At 69.4% G+C, this 16,532-nt stretch carries 18 protein-coding genes; 11 read left to right on the top strand and 7 right to left on the bottom strand.

The annotated features are described in order from the left end of the window. Positions 1-29 precede the first annotated feature (29 nt). The 10 genes from ITJ57_RS04895 to ITJ57_RS04850 all read left to right on the top strand — a co-directional run bounded on the left by ITJ57_RS04895 (position 30) and on the right by ITJ57_RS04850 (position 12,183). Positions 30-1,496, top strand: a complete 1,467-nt coding sequence (locus ITJ57_RS04895) for an NAD-dependent succinate-semialdehyde dehydrogenase (protein WP_194669102.1) — start codon at positions 30-32, stop codon at positions 1,494-1,496. Positions 1,497-1,777: 281 nt separating this feature from the next. Continuing rightward, positions 1,778-3,136, top strand: a complete 1,359-nt coding sequence (locus ITJ57_RS04890) for an NAD(P)/FAD-dependent oxidoreductase (protein ID WP_194669101.1) — start codon at positions 1,778-1,780, stop codon at positions 3,134-3,136. Between the two features lie 263 nt (positions 3,137-3,399). Next, positions 3,400-4,296 carry a universal stress protein gene (locus ITJ57_RS04885; RefSeq protein ID WP_194669100.1) on the top strand — a complete coding sequence of 299 codons (897 nt, stop codon included), beginning with the start codon at positions 3,400-3,402 and terminating at the stop codon, positions 4,294-4,296. Then, entirely contained in the window at positions 4,293-5,870 is a 1,578-nt protein-coding gene (locus ITJ57_RS04880) for an APC family permease (protein WP_194669099.1), read from the top strand. Before ITJ57_RS04885 ends, ITJ57_RS04880 begins: the two co-directional genes overlap by 4 nt. 104 nt (positions 5,871-5,974) lie before the next feature. Further along, on the top strand, positions 5,975-6,235 hold the full coding sequence (purS, locus tag ITJ57_RS04875) for a phosphoribosylformylglycinamidine synthase subunit PurS (protein WP_194669098.1): 261 nt from the start codon (positions 5,975-5,977) through the stop codon (positions 6,233-6,235). After that, complete coding sequence (purQ, locus tag ITJ57_RS04870; RefSeq protein WP_194669097.1) at positions 6,232-6,933, top strand: phosphoribosylformylglycinamidine synthase subunit PurQ; 702 nt, start codon at positions 6,232-6,234, stop codon at positions 6,931-6,933. Before purS ends, purQ begins: the two co-directional genes overlap by 4 nt. A 193-nt stretch (positions 6,934-7,126) precedes the next feature. Continuing rightward, on the top strand, positions 7,127-7,834 hold the full coding sequence (locus tag ITJ57_RS04865; protein ID WP_194669096.1) for a FadR/GntR family transcriptional regulator: 708 nt from the start codon (positions 7,127-7,129) through the stop codon (positions 7,832-7,834). Between the two features lie 564 nt (positions 7,835-8,398). Continuing rightward, positions 8,399-9,832 (top strand): HNH endonuclease signature motif containing protein, encoded by a 1,434-nt coding sequence (locus ITJ57_RS04860; RefSeq protein WP_194669095.1) that lies wholly within the window; start codon positions 8,399-8,401, stop codon positions 9,830-9,832. 160 nt (positions 9,833-9,992) lie between these two features. Beyond that, the gene (locus tag ITJ57_RS19665; protein ID WP_194669094.1) at positions 9,993-10,880 is read left to right on the top strand and encodes an NAD(P)-dependent oxidoreductase; all 888 of its coding nucleotides are present in this window, start codon (positions 9,993-9,995) and stop codon (positions 10,878-10,880) included. A gap of 49 nt (positions 10,881-10,929) precedes the next feature. Continuing rightward, positions 10,930-12,183, top strand: a complete 1,254-nt coding sequence (locus ITJ57_RS04850; protein ID WP_194669093.1) for a four-carbon acid sugar kinase family protein — start codon at positions 10,930-10,932, stop codon at positions 12,181-12,183. On the opposite strand, the gene ITJ57_RS04845 is transcribed toward ITJ57_RS04850, so the two are convergent. Further along, positions 12,180-12,551, bottom strand: a complete 372-nt coding sequence (locus ITJ57_RS04845) for a helix-turn-helix domain-containing protein (protein WP_194669092.1) — start codon at positions 12,549-12,551, stop codon at positions 12,180-12,182. The genes ITJ57_RS04850 and ITJ57_RS04845 overlap by 4 nt on opposite strands. 114 nt (positions 12,552-12,665) lie before the next feature. Between ITJ57_RS04845 and ITJ57_RS04840 the strand changes: the two genes are divergently transcribed. Continuing rightward, on the top strand, positions 12,666-13,523 hold the full coding sequence (locus ITJ57_RS04840) for an SDR family oxidoreductase (RefSeq protein ID WP_194669091.1): 858 nt from the start codon (positions 12,666-12,668) through the stop codon (positions 13,521-13,523). 125 nt (positions 13,524-13,648) lie between these two features. On the opposite strand, the gene ITJ57_RS04835 is transcribed toward ITJ57_RS04840, so the two are convergent. The 6 genes from ITJ57_RS04835 to ITJ57_RS04810 form a co-directional block, all read right to left on the bottom strand. Next, positions 13,649-13,867: a hypothetical protein gene (locus ITJ57_RS04835; RefSeq protein WP_194669090.1), complete on the bottom strand. Its 219-nt coding sequence runs from the start codon at positions 13,865-13,867 to the stop codon at positions 13,649-13,651. Between the two features lie 143 nt (positions 13,868-14,010). Continuing rightward, on the bottom strand, positions 14,011-14,634 hold the full coding sequence (locus ITJ57_RS04830) for a hypothetical protein (protein WP_194669089.1): 624 nt from the start codon (positions 14,632-14,634) through the stop codon (positions 14,011-14,013). Next, positions 14,631-15,239: a DUF6286 domain-containing protein gene (locus ITJ57_RS04825; RefSeq protein WP_194669088.1), complete on the bottom strand. Its 609-nt coding sequence runs from the start codon at positions 15,237-15,239 to the stop codon at positions 14,631-14,633. Before ITJ57_RS04825 ends, ITJ57_RS04830 begins: the two co-directional genes overlap by 4 nt. Further along, the gene (locus tag ITJ57_RS04820) at positions 15,236-15,649 is read right to left on the bottom strand and encodes a hypothetical protein (protein ID WP_194669087.1); all 414 of its coding nucleotides are present in this window, start codon (positions 15,647-15,649) and stop codon (positions 15,236-15,238) included. Before ITJ57_RS04820 ends, ITJ57_RS04825 begins: the two co-directional genes overlap by 4 nt. Further along, the gene (locus ITJ57_RS04815; protein WP_056008790.1) at positions 15,646-15,837 is read right to left on the bottom strand and encodes a DUF2273 domain-containing protein; all 192 of its coding nucleotides are present in this window, start codon (positions 15,835-15,837) and stop codon (positions 15,646-15,648) included. Before ITJ57_RS04815 ends, ITJ57_RS04820 begins: the two co-directional genes overlap by 4 nt. Next, positions 15,834-16,292: an Asp23/Gls24 family envelope stress response protein gene (locus ITJ57_RS04810; protein WP_056008793.1), complete on the bottom strand. Its 459-nt coding sequence runs from the start codon at positions 16,290-16,292 to the stop codon at positions 15,834-15,836. Before ITJ57_RS04810 ends, ITJ57_RS04815 begins: the two co-directional genes overlap by 4 nt. Positions 16,293-16,532: the final 240 nt, after the last annotated feature.

Here is a 16,532-nt window from a genome sequence, read left to right as displayed (position 1 = left end):
GCCATCGACCCCAGCAAGGAGCTCCACCCATGACCGATGCACGCGAAACCGAACTGCTCAGCAAGGTCCCGAACGGCCTCTTCATCGGGGGCGTCTGGCGTGACGCGTCCGACGGCGGCACGCTCACCGTCAGCGACCCGTCCACGGGCGACGTCATCAAGACCATCGCCGACGCCTCCGTCGCCGACGGCACCGCCGCGCTCGACGCCGCCGTCGCCGCGCAGGACGAATGGGCGGCGACCGCACCCCGCACGCGATCGAACATCCTCAGGAAGGCGTTCGACCTCCTCCAGGAGCGTCGCGACGAGTTCGCTCTGCTCATGACGCTCGAGATGGGCAAGCCGCTCGCCGAGGCGAACGGCGAGGTCACCTACGGCGGTGAGTTCCTCCGCTGGTTCTCGGAGGAGGCCGTCCGCATCTCGGGTCGCTACGGTTCCAACCCCGAGGGCACCGGCATGATGACCGTCTCGCAGCACCCCGTCGGGCCCTGCTTCCTCATCACGCCGTGGAACTTCCCCCTCGCGATGGCGACCCGCAAGATCGCTCCGGCACTCGCCGCCGGGTGCACCGTCGTCGTGAAGCCGGCAGAGCTCACCCCGCTGACGACCCTGTACTTCGTGAAGCTGCTCGAGGACGCCGGTCTCCCGGCCGGGGTCGTGAACGTCATCACCACGGCCAGCTCCTCGGCCGTGTCCGCGCCGATCATCGCCGACCCGCGCCTCCGGAAGCTCAGCTTCACCGGCTCGACGCCGGTGGGCCAGAAGCTCATCGAGCAGTCGGCGAAGAACGTCCTCCGCACCTCCATGGAGCTCGGCGGCAACGCCCCGTTCGTGGTGTTCGAGGACGCCGACCTGGACAAGGCCGTGGACGGTGCGATGGCGGCGAAGTTCCGGAACATCGGACAGGCGTGCACGGCGGCGAACCGCTTCATCGTCCACCGCGACGTCGCCGACGAGTTCGCGAAGCGCGTCACCGAGCGGGTGCGGGCGTTCCGCATCGGCCGCGGCACCGAGGACGGCGTCACCATCGGCCCACTCATCGACGACCGGGCGGTCACGAAGGCGAAGACGCTCGTCGCCGACGCCGTCGGACGCGGCGCCGAGGTGCTCACCGGTGGCGAGGCCGTCGAGGGGGCCGGGACGTTCTTCCAGCCGACCGTCGTCACGGGCGTCGTCCCCGGGTCCGACATCCTCCGCGAGGAGATCTTCGGCCCGGTCCTCGCGATCGTCCCCTTCGACGACGAGGACGACGCCGTGCGCCTCGCGAATGACACCGAGTACGGCCTCGTCTCCTACGTCTTCACCACCGACCTCGCGCGCGGACAGCGCATGATCGGCAAGCTGGAGACCGGCATGATGGGCCTGAACGTCGGCGTCATCTCCAACGCGGCTGCACCGTTCGGCGGCATCAAGCAGTCCGGCATCGGCCGAGAGGGTGGACTCGAGGGCATCCACGAGTACCTGTACCCGAAGTACACGATGACCCCCATCGACTGACGGTCGCCGCCGCCGATCCGGCGGGTGACGACCGAAAGCGTCGCCGTCCGCCGGATCGACCGTCGAGATCGACACCGGAGGTTCCATCCGACGGCGCGAACCGCCATACTCGACTATCGACGCGGATCCCGACCAGGTCACCCACCCGCGCACCCCGGCCGCCAGCATCACCCGGTCCACCCGCACCACCCGTTCCCGTGCATCACCCGCACCGCCCCGGTCCCCGAGCACCATCCCGGTCCCTGAGCTTGTCGAAGGGCCATGAACAGGAAGACACCCTCATGAGCGCTATCGAACGCGACGTCGTCATCATCGGCGCCGGGGCCTCCGGGCTCACCGCCGCCACCAAGCTCCGCGCGGCTGGCCTGTCCGTCGCCGTCCTGGAGGCTCGCGACCGCGTGGGTGGTCGGCTGTGGACGAACCACATCGACGGCGCGATGCTGGAGCTCGGCGGCCAATGGGTCTCCCCCGACCAGACGGCGCTCCTCGCCACGCTCGACGAGCTGGGGCTCGACACCTACTCCCGCTACCGCGAGGGCGACAGCGTCTACGTCAACGCCGACGGCGTGCGGACCCGCTTCACCGGCGACATCTTCCCAGTGGCCGAGTCGACGGCCGCCGAGATGGAGCGTCTGATCACCCTCCTCGACGAGCTCGTGGAACAGGTCGGGGTCACCGAGCCGTGGGCGCACGAGCAGGCGACCGAGTACGACCGCATCTCCTGGAGCGCCTGGCTGGCGGAGCAGACCGACGACGTCGAAGCACGCGACAACATCGCCCTGTTCATCGCCGCCGCGATGCTCACGAAGCCCTCGCACTCCTTCTCGCTGCTGCAGGCACTGCTCATGGCGGCGTCGGCGGGCAGCTTCACCCACCTCGTCGAGGCGGACTTCATCCTCGACAAGCGGGTCGTCGGCGGCCTGCAGCAGGTCCCGATCAAGCTCGCCGAGGCCCTCGGCGACGACGTCCACCTGTCCTCCCCCGTCCGCCGACTCGAGTGGTCTGATACCGGCGTCTCCGCCGAGGCCGACAAGGTGACGGTCAACGCGCGCTACGCCATCGTCGCGGTCCCGCCGAACCTGTACTCGCGGATCGACTTCCAGCCGCCGCTGCCGCGACTCAGCCACCAGATGCACCAGCACATGTCACTCGGCCTCGTCATCAAGGTGCACGCGGTGTACGAGACGCCGTTCTGGCGCGAGGACGGGCTCTCCGCCACCGCGTTCAGCCCGTACGAGCTCGTCCACGAGGCGTACGACAACACCAACCACGAAGACCCACGCGGCACCCTCGTCGGGTTCGTCTCGGACGAACGCGCCGACGAAGTCTTCAAGCTGAGCGCCGAGGAGCGCCGAGAGCGCATCCTCACGTCCCTCTCCCACTACTACGGCGAGCAGGCGCTGTCGCCCGTCGTGTACTACGAGAGCGACTGGGGCAGCGAGGAGTGGACGCGCGGTGCCTACGCCGCGAGCTTCGACCTCGGCGGACTGTCCCGCTACGGTGCCATGCAGTCGACGCCCGTCGGACCGATCTACTGGTCGACGAGCGACCTCGCGGCCGAGGGGTACCAGCATGTCGACGGCGCGATCCGCAAGGGCGCCGACACCGCCGCGGCGATCATCGCCCACCACCAGGCGTAGCGTCTCCGACCACCTCGGTCCCTGAGCCTGTCGAAGGGCGCGCCCGCACCTCGACAGGCTCCCCGCCCACAGTCCGCTCCACCCGCCGTCCGGTCCCTGAGCTTGTCGAAGGGCCACCCCCGTCGATACCCTGCACCAACGAAACACCCGCACACCGCCGTGCATCCCGGTCCCGGTCCCTGTTCTTCGACCGACGGTTCCTGAGCTTGTCGAAGGCAGGAACCGCCATCACACGCTCGCACCCGATCGAAAGCGAACACCAGATGAGATACATCGTCGGCTACACCGACACCCCGGCCGGTCGGGATGCGCTCGCGCTCGGCATCAGGATCGCGAGGACGACGGGTGCCCGTCTCGACATCGTCCTCGTGCTCGCCAACGAGGAGCGTCCGACGATCACGCCGGCGGACCCCGGCTATGAACGGTTCCTCCGCGAGACCGCCGAACGCTGGCTCGCCGAGGCCTTGGACGCTATCCCGTCCGATGTCACGGCGAAGACCCACCTCGTGTACGACGAGTCGTTCGCCGAGGGCCTGCTGGAGGCCTCCCGCATCCTCGAGGGCGGTCTGATCATCATCGGCGCCGCCCGCGGCGGACTCCTCGGGCGGTTCACCCTCGGGAGCGTCGCGAACACCCTCCTGCACTCGGCGGTCGTTCCGGTCGCCCTCGCACCGGTCGGGAGCCGCGACCTCCTCGAGGCACAGCCGACCGGCGGCACGGTGAGTCGCATCACCTGCGCCATCGGCACCAGGGCCGGCGCACACCAGCTGCTCGACGCGGCGATCGTCGTCGCGAAGAACGCGGTCATCCCGCTCCGTCTCGTGTCGCTCGTCGCCCTCGACCAGCCGGAGGGTGCGGAGCACCCCGACGCGACCACCCGGGCCGAGGTACACGCGGCGGAGGTGCTCGCGTACGCGACCGAGCATCTGCCGTCCGACGTCGACGTCACCACGGAGATCGCTTCCGGCAGCCGCATCGAGGACGCCGTCGCCGGGCTCGACTGGAAGCCGGCGGAGATCGTCCTCGTCGGGTCCAGCCGGCTCGCCACTCCGAAGCACCTCTTCCTCGGCTCCACCGCAGCGAAGATGCTGCGCGAGCTGCCCGTACCCATGGTGGTCGTGCCCCGCGACTCCGTGCTGACCCTCGGAGACCCGACATGACTCCTCCCGAATCCACCCCGGCACGCGACGTCGCCCACCCCGAGACGACGGCGACCGGCGCCCTCTCCAAGAAGGGGCTCGGAGCCGGGACCGTCGGCCTCGTCGGCGCGATCGTCATCGGCATCTCGTGCATCGCCCCCGCGTACACCCTGACCGGAGCACTCGGCCCGACGGTCGCGGAGGTCGGCACCCACGTACCTGCGATCTTCCTCGTGGGCTTCATCCCGATGCTGCTCGTCGCCTTCGGCTATCGCGAGCTCAACAGCCGCATGCCCGACTCCGGCACCTCGTTCACCTGGGCGACGCGCGCGTTCGGCCCCTGGGTCGGCTGGATGGCCGGGTGGGGCCTCATCGCGGCGACGATCGTCGTGCTGTCGAACCTCGCCGGCATCGCGGTCGACTTCTTCTACCTGATGCTGTCGCAGATCTTCCAGAACCCCGACATCGCCGGCCTGACGTCGAACCCGTTCATCAACGTCATCACCTGTCTCGCGTTCATGCTCGGTGCGACGCTCATCTCCTATCGCGACATGCAGACGACGCAGAAGCTGCAGTACGTGCTCGTGGGCTTCCAACTCCTCGTCATGGTGCTGTTCGGCATCGTCGCGTTCGCGCATGTCGCGGGCGGCGACGCGTTCGACGCCCTGCCGATCTCGCTCGACTGGTTCAACCCGTTCGCGGTCGGCTCGTTCAGCGCGTTCGCCGCGGGCCTGTCGCTCTCGATCTTCATCTTCTGGGGTTGGGACGTCACCCTGACGATGAGCGAGGAGACGAAGGGGTCGAGTTCGACGCCCGGCAAGGCGGCCACCGCCACCGTCGTCATCATCGTCGTCCTGTACCTGTTCCTGTCGGTCGCCCTCATCAACTACGCCGGCGTCGGCGACGGGGAGTTCGGGCTCGGCAACGAGGACATCCAGGGCAACGTGTTCTTCTCGCTCGCCGGCCCCATCCTCGGGCCCCTGGCGATCCTCGTGTCGATCGCCGTGCTGTCGTCCTCGGCGGCCTCCCTGCAGTCGACCTTCGTCTCACCGGCGCGCACCCTGCTCGCCATGGGCCACTACGGCGCCTTGTCGCCGAAGTTCTCCAAGGTGCACCCGAAGTTCTTCACCCCCGGCTACGCCACGATCGTCTCCAGCGTCGTCGCCTCGGTGTTCTACGCGGTCATGCGGTTCATCTCCGAGGACGTGCTGTGGGACACCATCACCACGCTCGGCATGATGATCTGCTTCTACTACGGACTCACCGCGTTCGCGTGCGTCTGGTACTTCCGGAAGCAGTGGTTCTCGAGCGTGCGGAACTGCTTCTTCCAGTTCATCGCACCGCTCCTCGGTGGCCTCATCCTGGGCGTGCTGTTCTTCACGACCATCATCGAGAGCGCCGACCCGTCCTACGGTTCCGGGTCGAACATCGGTGGCGTCGGCCTCGTGTTCATCCTCGGCATGATCATCATCCTGGCGGGCATCGTCATCATGTTCATCCAGGCGAAGCTCCGTCCGGACTTCTTCCGCAACAAGACCCTCGCCCGTGGCATCGCGGGCGACGCGAACGAGGCGGACGCCGCGCTGCCCGAGTGACCGGTCGAGCCCGACACCCGTTCGATGCGCCGCATCGGACGGGTGTCGTTCGCTCGACGCTAGACTGTTCGCATCCCCGCCGCGTCGCAACGAAAGAGATCTCCGTGCCGACCATCGTCGTAGAAGTCATGCCGAAAGCCGAACTGCTGGACCCCCAGGGCAAGGCCGTCGCCGGCGCCCTCGCGCGTCTCGGCAAGAGCGAGTTCACCGATGTCCGCATCGGGAAGCGCTTCGAGCTCACGGTCGACGGCCCCATCACCGACGCGACGCGCGCGACGGTGCAGCAGATCGCCGACGACATCCTGTCGAACGCCGTGATCGAAGACGTCGTGGCGATCCACTACCCCGAGGGCCCCGAGGCATGACCACCCGCGTCGGCGTCATCACCTTCCCGGGTTCGCTCGACGACCGCGACGCGCAGCGCGCCGTCCGTATGGCCGATGCGGAGCCCGTCGCGCTCTGGCACGGCGACCACGACCTCAAGGGTGTCGACGCGGTGATCCTCCCCGGAGGCTTCAGCTACGGCGACTACCTGCGGGCCGGTGCGATCGCCGCCGTGTCGCCCATCATGACGGAACTCAAGGACGCGGCCGGGAAGGGCATGCCCATCCTCGGGATCTGCAACGGCTTCCAGATGCTCGTCGAGGCGCACCTCTTGCCCGGCGGCCTCATCCGGAACGCCCACCAGCAGTTCATCCGTCGCGACCAGCTGCTCACGGTCGAGAACGCCGACACCGCTTGGACCCACCAGTTCTCGAAGGGGCAGGAGATCACGATCCCCCTGAAGAACGCCGACGGTGGCTACATCGCCGACGCCGAGACGCTCAAGCGCGTCGAGGGCGAGGGGCTCGTCGCGTTCCGCTACGCCGGCGTCAACCCGAACGGCTCGCTCGACGACATCGCCGGCCTCACGAACCCGGCCGGCAACGTGGTGGGGCTCATGCCGCACCCCGAGCACGCCATCGAGCCGGGCTTCGGTCCCGACACCCCGCTCGCCATGCGTTCCGGTGTCGACGGTCTCGCCTTCTTCACCAGTGCGGTGCAGGCCCTCCAGGCCGTCTAGCCAGCAGACGTCGTCTCCACGCCCGTCCCGATCCGTCGGGGCGGGCGTGCTTGCGTCGACGAAGTGACTTCCGGTCCCCGACCCCCCTCCGGTCCCTGAACCCCTCCGGTCCCTGAACCCCTCCGGTCCCTGAGCCTGTCGAAGGGCACCACCGGCTACCATCGTCACTGGTCGGACCAATCGAGGGGGCAGCATGTCGGAGCCGCTCGAGGCGCTCGTCGGGAAGCTTGTGGAGCTGGCGACCCCCGAGCCGGGCACCACCGCTCGACGACTGCCACCGGAACGTGAACTCGGCGAAGCCCTGCAGATGAGCCGGGGAGCCCTTCGCGAGCAACTCGCCGTGCTCGAACGGCTCGGCTTCCTGCATCGCACCCAGGGCAGAGGCACGTACATCGACGCCCCCGGAGACGACTTCGTCCGCAGCTGGTTCACGATCTCCCGCCAGCTCGGGTACCTCACGGATGCGCAGTTCGCGCGGTCGCGGATGCTCCTCGAGGAGACCGTCGCGGAGGCCGCCGCCGGGTTGGTGAGTGACGAGCAGGTCGAGCTCCTGCGCGCAGACGTCGACCGGATGATCGCAGCGACGCTGGCCGAGGATCACGAGCAGGCGCTGGAGGCGGACGTGACCTTCCACACCCGGTTGAACTCGATCGTCGACGATCCGATCCTCCGGCTCATGCACGACGGGTTCAGCCATGTGCTGCGGGAGACGATCCGGCAGCGTCGCCTCCAGGCGGTCGAGGTGGAGCAGCCCGACGATCGTGGCATTCGACGGACGGACAGCGTGCACTACGCAGTGGTCGAGGCCCTGGCAGCGCGGGACGGCGAGGCCGCGCGGCGGGCGATGCATCAGCACTTCGAGGACTGGTTGCAGCTCGGCGTGGACGACCGCTTGGGCTGACCTGCTCGGTCCTCCGAACCGAGACCCGGTTCCGCTCACCGAGCTTGTCGAGGTGCCCACGGCAGACCTCCATCCAGCACACCGTCCCCTCCGAGCCGGTCGATGAGCCTCGAGTCTCGGCCCCCGAGCCTGTCGAAGGGCTGCTCGAGTCTCGGTCCCTGAGCCTGTCGAAGGGCTCCTCGAGTCTCGGCCCTGAGCCTGTCGAAGGGCTGCTCAAGTCTCGGTCCCTGAGCCTGTCGAAGGGCTGCTCAAGTCTCGGTCCCTGAGCTTGTCGAAGGGCTCCGTGAGGGCACTTCGACAAGCTCAGTGACCGGGAGAGCTGTGCGCCGGCGATGCCAGTCCCAGAGCCTCGCGCACCGCCTTCAGCGTTCGGCCCCGGAGCCTCGCGCACCGTCTCGGCGTTCGGCCCCAGAGCCTCGCGCACCGCCCCCGCGTTCGGCCCTAGAGCCTCGCGCACCGCCTTCGGTGTTCGGTCCCTGAGCTTGTCGAAGGGCACACGGAGAACTTCCGCAACCGTGACAGCTCAGCATCTGGAATGTCAGTGGTTCATGGTGGACTTGATCCATGACCGAGAGCACCTTTTCCGCAGTTCGAGCTGGCGATGAGTACGCCGCGCAGCTCGCGGAGTTCTCGGACGAGTACGCGGAGATCTGCCGGAAGCAGGCTGTACTGGCCGCGCGGGCGGCGCGACTCTTGGCCCGCTCGGCGGCCTACGCCGACGCCCTCGCCGACTCCGTCGTCCCGGCCGTGTACCCGCCGGCCGAACGCCGGGCCCTCTCCCGCCGCTCCACCTGTGCGGCGCTCGCCATGGCGACACGGACACCTGAGCAGACGGTCCAGCGGGCGACGAACGACGCCGAACGGCTCGTCAACGAGGCACCCGCCGTGCTCGCCTCGCTCGAGGATGGCCGTATCTCCGCCCGGCACGCCCAGACCATCATCGACCAACTCAGCGACGTGCCAACCGCCGGGCGGGGGGCGTTCCTGGAGGCGGTGTTGCCGGTCGCGGAGCAGCTGACCAACGCCAACCTCCGCAAGCGCGCCCGTGTCATCCGCGAACGACTCCACCCCGAGTCGATCACCGCCCGCACAATCCGCTCGGAGGCCGACCGTCGGGTGGAGTTCGAGCCCGCCGCCGACGGCATGGCGTGGGTACACCTGTTCACCACCGCACCCATCGCGCAGGGCATCGTCGAACGGGTCGAGGCAGCGGCTGCCGAATCACGCAAGGCCGGCGGTGCTCGCACCTGCGGACAGCTGCAGGCCGACGCCCTCGCAGCGCTAGCCCTCGCCGGAGTGACGCCGGAAGACGTGATGTCGAACCGGGTGCTCCCACACCCGATCGAGGTCCAGGAGCACATCAAGCCAACCGTGCAGATCACCGTCCCGGCTTTGAGCCTGGCCGGCGTCTCCGACGCACCCGCCACGCTCGACGGGTACGGTCCGATCGACCCCGAGACCGCAGCGCGCATCGCGGTCAACGCACCCTCCTTCACCCGAATCCTCGTCCAGCCGGAAACCGGAACCGTCCTCTCCGTGAGTCGCGACCAGTACCGAGTGCCCGCCGATCTCCAGCGCGCGGTGCGCCTGCGGGACGGCACCTGCCGCGCACCGGGCTGCGGGAGGCGCGCGCGGGCCTGCGACCTCGACCACTCACTCGCGTGGGAAGACGGCGGCACGACAGACGTCGGCAATCTCGCGTGCTTGTGCCGACATCACCACCGGATGAAGCACCTCCCGGGCTGGAACCTCGAGCACCGACCGAGCGGGGTCCTCGACTGGACGACACCCGACGGCAAACGCCATCGAACGGCACGGGCCCTGCGCCGTTCTGACCATCTCCGATCCCTGAGCTGCGCCGCACTGAGCCTGCCGAAGTGTCGGAGGGTTCTTCGTGGGCACGTCGACAAGCTCAGTGACCGAGGAGTTGTGTCCAGAACACTCTGGTCCCTGAGCTTGTCGAAGGGTTCTTCGTGGGCACGTCGACAGGCTCAGTGACCGGAAAGTTGTGTCCAGAACACTCTGGTCCCTGAGCTTGTCGAAGGGTTCCTCGTGGGCACTTCGACAAGCTCAGTGACCGGCGGAGGTGTGGCTCTGATGCTTGCCTCTGCACACCCCCGCCGGTACGATTGGTCCAACCAATCCCCTGGAGGACTCCATGGCATCGACGCCACAGCCCGCATCGACCATCACCTTCGTCGGCACCGGCGCGATCGGCCTCCCGATGGCCACCCAGCTCGCGGCGGCAGGACACCAGGTCACGGGCGTCGACCCCTTCCCCGCCGCTCGGGAACGCGCGTCCGCCGCCGGCGTCACCGCGGTCGGGTCGATCACCGAGGCGCCGCGTGCCGACACCGTCGTCGTCATGGTCGCCACACCCGATCAGCTCGCCGAACTCGTCGACATCGCCCTCGCCGAGACGGACGCCGCCGGCCAGACCTGGATCATCATGAGCACCGTCGGACCCGCCTCCGTCATCGACCAGGCAGCCCGCCTGGAAGCCGCGGGCGCAGCAGTCGTCGACGCCCCGGTCACCGGCGGCGTGGCACGCGCCAGCACCGGCGAGCTCACCATGTTCGTCTCCGGCTCCCCCTCCGCGACGGCCGCAGCCGCCGGGCCACTCGCCGCCCTCGGCACCGCCAGGATCGTCGGCGAGGCCATCGGTGACGGCCAGGCCATCAAGGTCGTGAACCAGCACCTCTGCGCCGTCCACATCGCCGCCGCCGCCGAGGCCCTGGCGCTGGCCTCCTCGCTCGGCCTCGACCCACAGGCCGTCCTCCCCCTCGTCGAGTCCGGCGCAGCCGCCTCCTGGATGCTGTCGGACCGCGGCCCCCGCATGCTGCAGGACACCGACGCACCGGTCATGAGCCGCGTCGACATCTTCGTGAAGGACACCGGCCTCGTCGCCGATGCGGCGAGCGCGGCAGGAGCCGCGACCCCCGTCCTCGACGCAGCGCGCGAACGCTTCCTCGCCGCAGCAGCATCCGGCCTCGGCGCACGCGATGACTCCCGGGTGATCGAGACCTACCAGGATGCCGACGCGTGAGCGGGCTCCGGACCGACACCGCACACCCAGCCGATCAGGAGGTCACCGCATGAAGACCCTCATCCTCGACGACGACCCCACGGGCACGCAGTCGGCGTCCGGCGTCGACGTGCTCCTCGAGTGGGACGCCGACCTCCTGGAGACCGCACTCGGATCCGCCGACGCCGTCTACCTGCTCACCAACACCCGCGCCGTCCCGGAGGACGAGGCCGTGTCGCTCCTCGAACGCACTCGTGACCAGGCGGCGGAGGCCGGGCGTCGTCTGGGAGAACGTATCCATGTCGTGCTCCGCGGCGACTCGACCCTGCGCGGGCATGTGTTCCCCGAGACCGCCGTCTTCACCGGGGACCGCAGCGTCATCGTGTTCGTCCCGGCCTTCCCGGAGGGTGGGCGCACGACGATCGACGGCACCCACTACGTCCGGATCGGTGACGAGACGCTGCCCGCCCACGAGACGGAGTACGCCCAGGACCCCGTGTTCCCGTTCCGCTCGGGACACCTGCCGGACTACGTGCGCGAACAGTCCGGGCGGGAGGCCGCCCACTTCGGCCTGGCGGGTCTCCGCGACGGTGCCACCGAGTTCCGTGCAGCGCTCCGTGACGCCGTTCCCGGCACGGTGCTCCTTCCGGACGCGGAGACCGGAGACGACGTCCGGATCATCGCGCAGGCCGTCACGGCGGCCTGGGCCGACGGAGCCGACGTGGTCGTCCGGTCTGCGTCACCCCTCGCGGCGGCCATAGCGGGCGTCGAGAGCGACGGCCTGCTGCCCTCGCCGCTCGTGTCAGAGCCCATCGCCGTGCTTCTCGTCTGCGGCTCCCACACCATCGGTGCGACGCGACAGCTCGCGCCCGTCGAGGCGGCGTTCGGCCCCGCCGAGACCGTCCCCACGAGCGACGCCCTCCAGGATCCGGTCGCCACCGGACGGGCCGTGGCGGAGGTCGCTCGACCGAGACTCGCCGCGACGGGGTTCGCCGCCATCTCGTCGGAGCGGGAACGGGACGCCGCGCACAACACGCTCGACCACGGCGAGCGCGTGATGATCGCGCTGACGTCGGCGACCGCCGCGCTCCGACGATCGGTGGAGGTCGTCGTGTCGAAGGGCGGCATCACCTCCGCCGAGGTCGCCCGGGTCGGGCTCGGTGCACGGCGCGCGCGGGTGCTCGGCCAGGTGCTGCCGGGCGTGAGCGTCTGGAGCGTGGTGACCCCGGAGGACGAGGAGAAGCTCTACGTCGTCGTGCCGGGCAACGTCGGCGATCCGTCGACCCTCGTCGACGTCCTTACGGCGCTCGGGCGGACCGCCTAACGACCGAGGATCTCCGACGCGTTCCCGTCGATCCACTCCATGAGCGGCATCAGGTGCTCGTTGAGGTCCCGGCCCCGGTCACTCAGGCTGTATTCGACCCGGGGCGGGATCTCGGGGTGGGCGACCCGGACGACGAGCCCGTCCTCCTCGAGGGTCCGCAGGGTCTGCGCGAGCATCTTCTCGCTGATGCCCTGGACCACCCGCCGCAACTCGCCCCAGCGATGGGTGCCGTCGGACAGGGCGAGCAGGACGAGCACACCCCACTTGCTCGTGACGTGGTCGAGCACCGTGCGCGACGGGCACGCCGCAGGCAGGATGCCGTCGGTGAATCCCGGGCGTCTTCCCAGCTGAACGGTTCCGCTTGTCATGGCACATTCCTTACGTCGAGGACAGTAGCTTACCTGAAAGTGGGTACTGCAGATCGGGAAGTAATGTGATGGCGAGCGGGTTCCTCCTCAGCGAACCCCAACGAAAGGACCATCATGTCTCTCGTCGTCACCGGAGCCACCGGCCACCTCGGCCACCTCGTCGTCGAGCACCTGCTCGCCCGTGGAACCGATCCCGCCTCCATCGTCGCCACCGGCCGCCGCACCGAGGCCCTCGCCGACCTCGCCGCACAGGGTGTGCGCACCGCGAAGGTCGACTTCGCCGACCCGGCGACCCTCGACGCCGCCCTCGAGGCCGGCGACACCGTCCTGCTCGTCTCCAGCAGCGAGGTCGGTCAGCGCGTCGCCCAGCACGCCAACGTCATCGACGCAGCTAAGCGCGCCGACGTCGCCCGCATCGTCTACACGAGTGCCTCGAAGGCCGACACCTCGCCCCTCATCCTCGCGCCGGAGCACAAAGCGACCGAGGAACTCATCCGCGCTTCCGGCGTCCCGTTCACCATCCTGCGCAACGGTTGGTACACGGAGAACTACGGCCAGGCCGTCGACCAGGCCAAGGCGACCGGATCCTTCGTCGGGAGCGTCGGCGACGGGCTGGTGTCGAGCGCTTCGCGCACCGACTACGCCGAAGCAGCGGCGGTGGTCCTCACGACCGACGGCCACGAGGGCGCCGTGTACGAGCTCTCCGGTGACGTCGCCTGGTCCCAGCCCGAGTTGGCCCAGGCGATCGGCGAGGTCATCGGCCGTGAGGTCGTGTACCAGGACCTCTCCCCCGAGGACCACACGAAGGCGCTGCTGGCCGCCGGTCTCGACGAGGGCACCGCAGGATTCGTGGTCGCGCTCGACGGCAACACCCGCGACGGCCTGCTCGGTGACACGAGCGGCGACCTCAGCCGCCTGATCGGTAGCCCGACGACGCCGCTGGTCGAGGGGCTCCGTCCGCTCGCCGGCTGATCTGCACCGCACCGACGCGAGAACGCCGTTCGCCCACCTGAGTCCAGGCGGGCGAACGGCGTTCTCGCGGTGACGGGCCGACGGGGCGGATGACCCGGGGCCTGCTCGACTCAGTGGAGCTCCGCTCAGTGGAGCTTCTTCTGGACTTCCTTCTGCGCCTTCGCCGTGGCCTTCTTCGCCTTCTTCACGGCCTGCTTGCGCGCCTTCTCGACGCGCGGGTCGTTCCAGAACTCTTCAGCGGCGTGCTTGATCTCGCGGTACCGCGTACGCCCGGCCTTCGCGCCGAGCGTGTAGGCGCCGAAGGCGATGAGGCCGACGATGATGAGGAGGATCTTCTTACCCATGGTGTTGCTCCCTCTCCCACGGATGCGCCGTGGGGCGTTCGACAGTGGCGGTGGTGCTCACTGCATTCTGCGATTCCCTGCTGCGGATCGCCCGATTCGGACGGGGGCTTGCAATTGCACCGCCGCGTCCGGAGCAGTGACGATCACTGCAGGACGCGTTTCGGTTTGGCGGCTCGGAAGCCGCCACCGACCTCGACGAGGACGGGGAGTTCGACGCCGAGGAGGCGGTCGAGCGATTCGACGGCCGAGCTGACGGTCTCCACCGCCGTCCGGGGCGAGACGCCGCGCCGGCAGGTCACCGCGACCTTGAGCGCCTGCGCCCGGTTCACGTCCCAAGCGGAGACGCGGACGGCCGAGAACGCCTCGGTGTCGTCGAGCGCATCGCCGAGGGCGTTGGCCGCGACGTCGGTCTCGAGCACGATGTCGCCGTGCTCCACGGTCGCGCGGTGCACGACACCGGACCGGCCACGGCCCTGGCGCAGGACGAACGAGATGAGCAGGGCGGCGACGATCACGAGCAGCACGATCCCGGCGATCGGGACGATGATCGAGGCCGTCCGACCGGCGTCCGTGCCCGGCACCGCCACGAACGGGTTCCAGGCGAACCAGCCGTCGATCGTGTCGAGCACGGCACCCCGGTTGTCGCGCCACCAGTCGGCGACGACGGGCACGGTGACGGCCGCGAGCGCCGCAGCCCCGAGGACGACCAGGACGAGTCCGATGATCAGGATGAACAGGCGGTTGAGTCCGCGGTTGGTGGAGTTCACTGTCCGACCTTCCCGTTCGACGAGATGGAGGTGGTCGCCCGGAGCGACGGCTGCAGCCCGAACGCGTCGAGGTCTGCTGCGACGGCGCGGTCGACCTCCGAGCGGTCGACGGGCAGACCGCTGGCCGGGGTGATGCGGATCGCCGCGGACCGTCGCCCGACCGCCACCGAGGTGCCGTCCGGGTGCGTGCCGGCCGCCGTCGAGGCGCGCTGTGCGAGGGCGGAGGCGATGACCTCGTCGTCGACGACCGCGAGGACGCGACCGGTCGACAAGAGGTGACGGTGTCGACGCCCGGGTCCGAGGGCGATCCCGAGGAGGAGCACGCCGAGGAGGAGCACGAGCGCACCCGCGACGCCGAGGATGACGGGCTGCGTGGTCGGCAGACTCGCGGCAGCGTTCGGGATCTCGCCCGGAGCGACGAGGAGCGGGCGGACGCCGATGAGGGCGAGGACCGTCTCGACGGCGATCCAGAGCGCGACGAGCACGAGGAGGACGGCGAGGAGGATCGCGGCCGTGGAACGCGGCGAGTGCAGTTCGCGGCGAGCTAGGCGGCGGAGCACCTTCGTCGGGCCGGCGGCCGGGGTCGTGGCTGCGGTGGCGGTCATGAGATCCGTCCTTCCTGGTCGATCTCCAGTCCGCTCACGCGGATGGAGACCCGGGAGACGTGCGAGCCGGACAACTGTTCGACGCGGGCGGCGATGGCCGTGGTGGCGGCTGAGACCCGCTCGACGATGGAACCCCCTGAACGCTGGAACGCCTCGGGAGTGGCCGAGACGCGCGCCAACGGGATCGCGCTCATCGGTGAGGTGACGATGAGCGCGAGCGCGCCCCGGTCGTCGGCGAGGTCGACCTTCACGCGTCCCGCCGGGACCCCGAGCGATTCGGCCGCGATGTTGACGGCGACGTGCTCGAGGGCCTTCGCGGTGATCCGCGTCCGGCCCGGCCCGCCGTGCGGGTGCACGACGGGCGCTTCGGCGACCGGGGTGACCCCGCGGTCGAGGACGGCGGTGGTCATGACGAGACGCGCTTCCCGCGGACGGCGTCGACGATCGCGTTCAGATCGGTCTGGCCGGTGACGATGCGGGCCACGAGGGCACCGATCCCCATCGCGACCGCGACGAACACGAACGCCCAGAACCCGAAGGCCACCCAGCTGAGGGCGAGGACGGCGCCGATCAGGATGCCGGTGTTGGTCGCGGTCACTGGACTCGCGCCTCAGCGTCCTGGTCCTCGTCCTCGGACGGGATGAAGACGTCACTGACGGTCACGTTGACCTCGGTGACCTCCATGCCGACGAACTGCTCGATCGCGCGGATGATCGAAGCGCGGACCTCGCCGGCGACGGCCTGCAGGTCGACCGGGTAGTCGGCGACGATCACGACGTCGACGGCGACCTGGGTCTCGCCGACCTCGACGCGGATGCCCTGCGACAGGTCGGAGGAGCCGATGGCGTCGCGGATGGCACCGAAGGCGCGGGCTGCACCGCCACCGAGGGCGTGCACGCCGCGGACCTCGCGGGCGGCGATGCCGGCGATCTTCGCGACCACACCGTTGTCGATCACCGTCTTGCCGTAGGTGTTCGCCTGGGTCGCCGCGTTGTTCTCACCGACGACACCCTTCGTGACGGTGGGCTTCGGGGAGGAGGTGGTGTTCGACATGGTGTTGCCCTTCCTGGTTCGTCTCGAGCGAGCGGTTGATCGCTTCGTTGGTGATAGGACGCAGCCATCACGCCGTTCGTCACGGTCCATCTCGAAGCTCGTGAAGCGACCCCGAATCCAGCACCACACCGTGACGAATCGGCCTCGACCTCCGACGCCCATCCGAGGATCTGTTCGTCACCGCGCGCCGCTAAGATTGGTGGGTCCGGCATCCCCCCTCTTCCTTTGGAGTCCTGCCCT

The organism is Plantibacter sp. VKM Ac-2880, from assembly GCF_015351235.1.
Lineage (GTDB): Bacteria > Actinomycetota > Actinomycetes > Actinomycetales > Microbacteriaceae > Plantibacter.
This window is presented reverse-complemented; position numbering and strand designations above follow the sequence as displayed.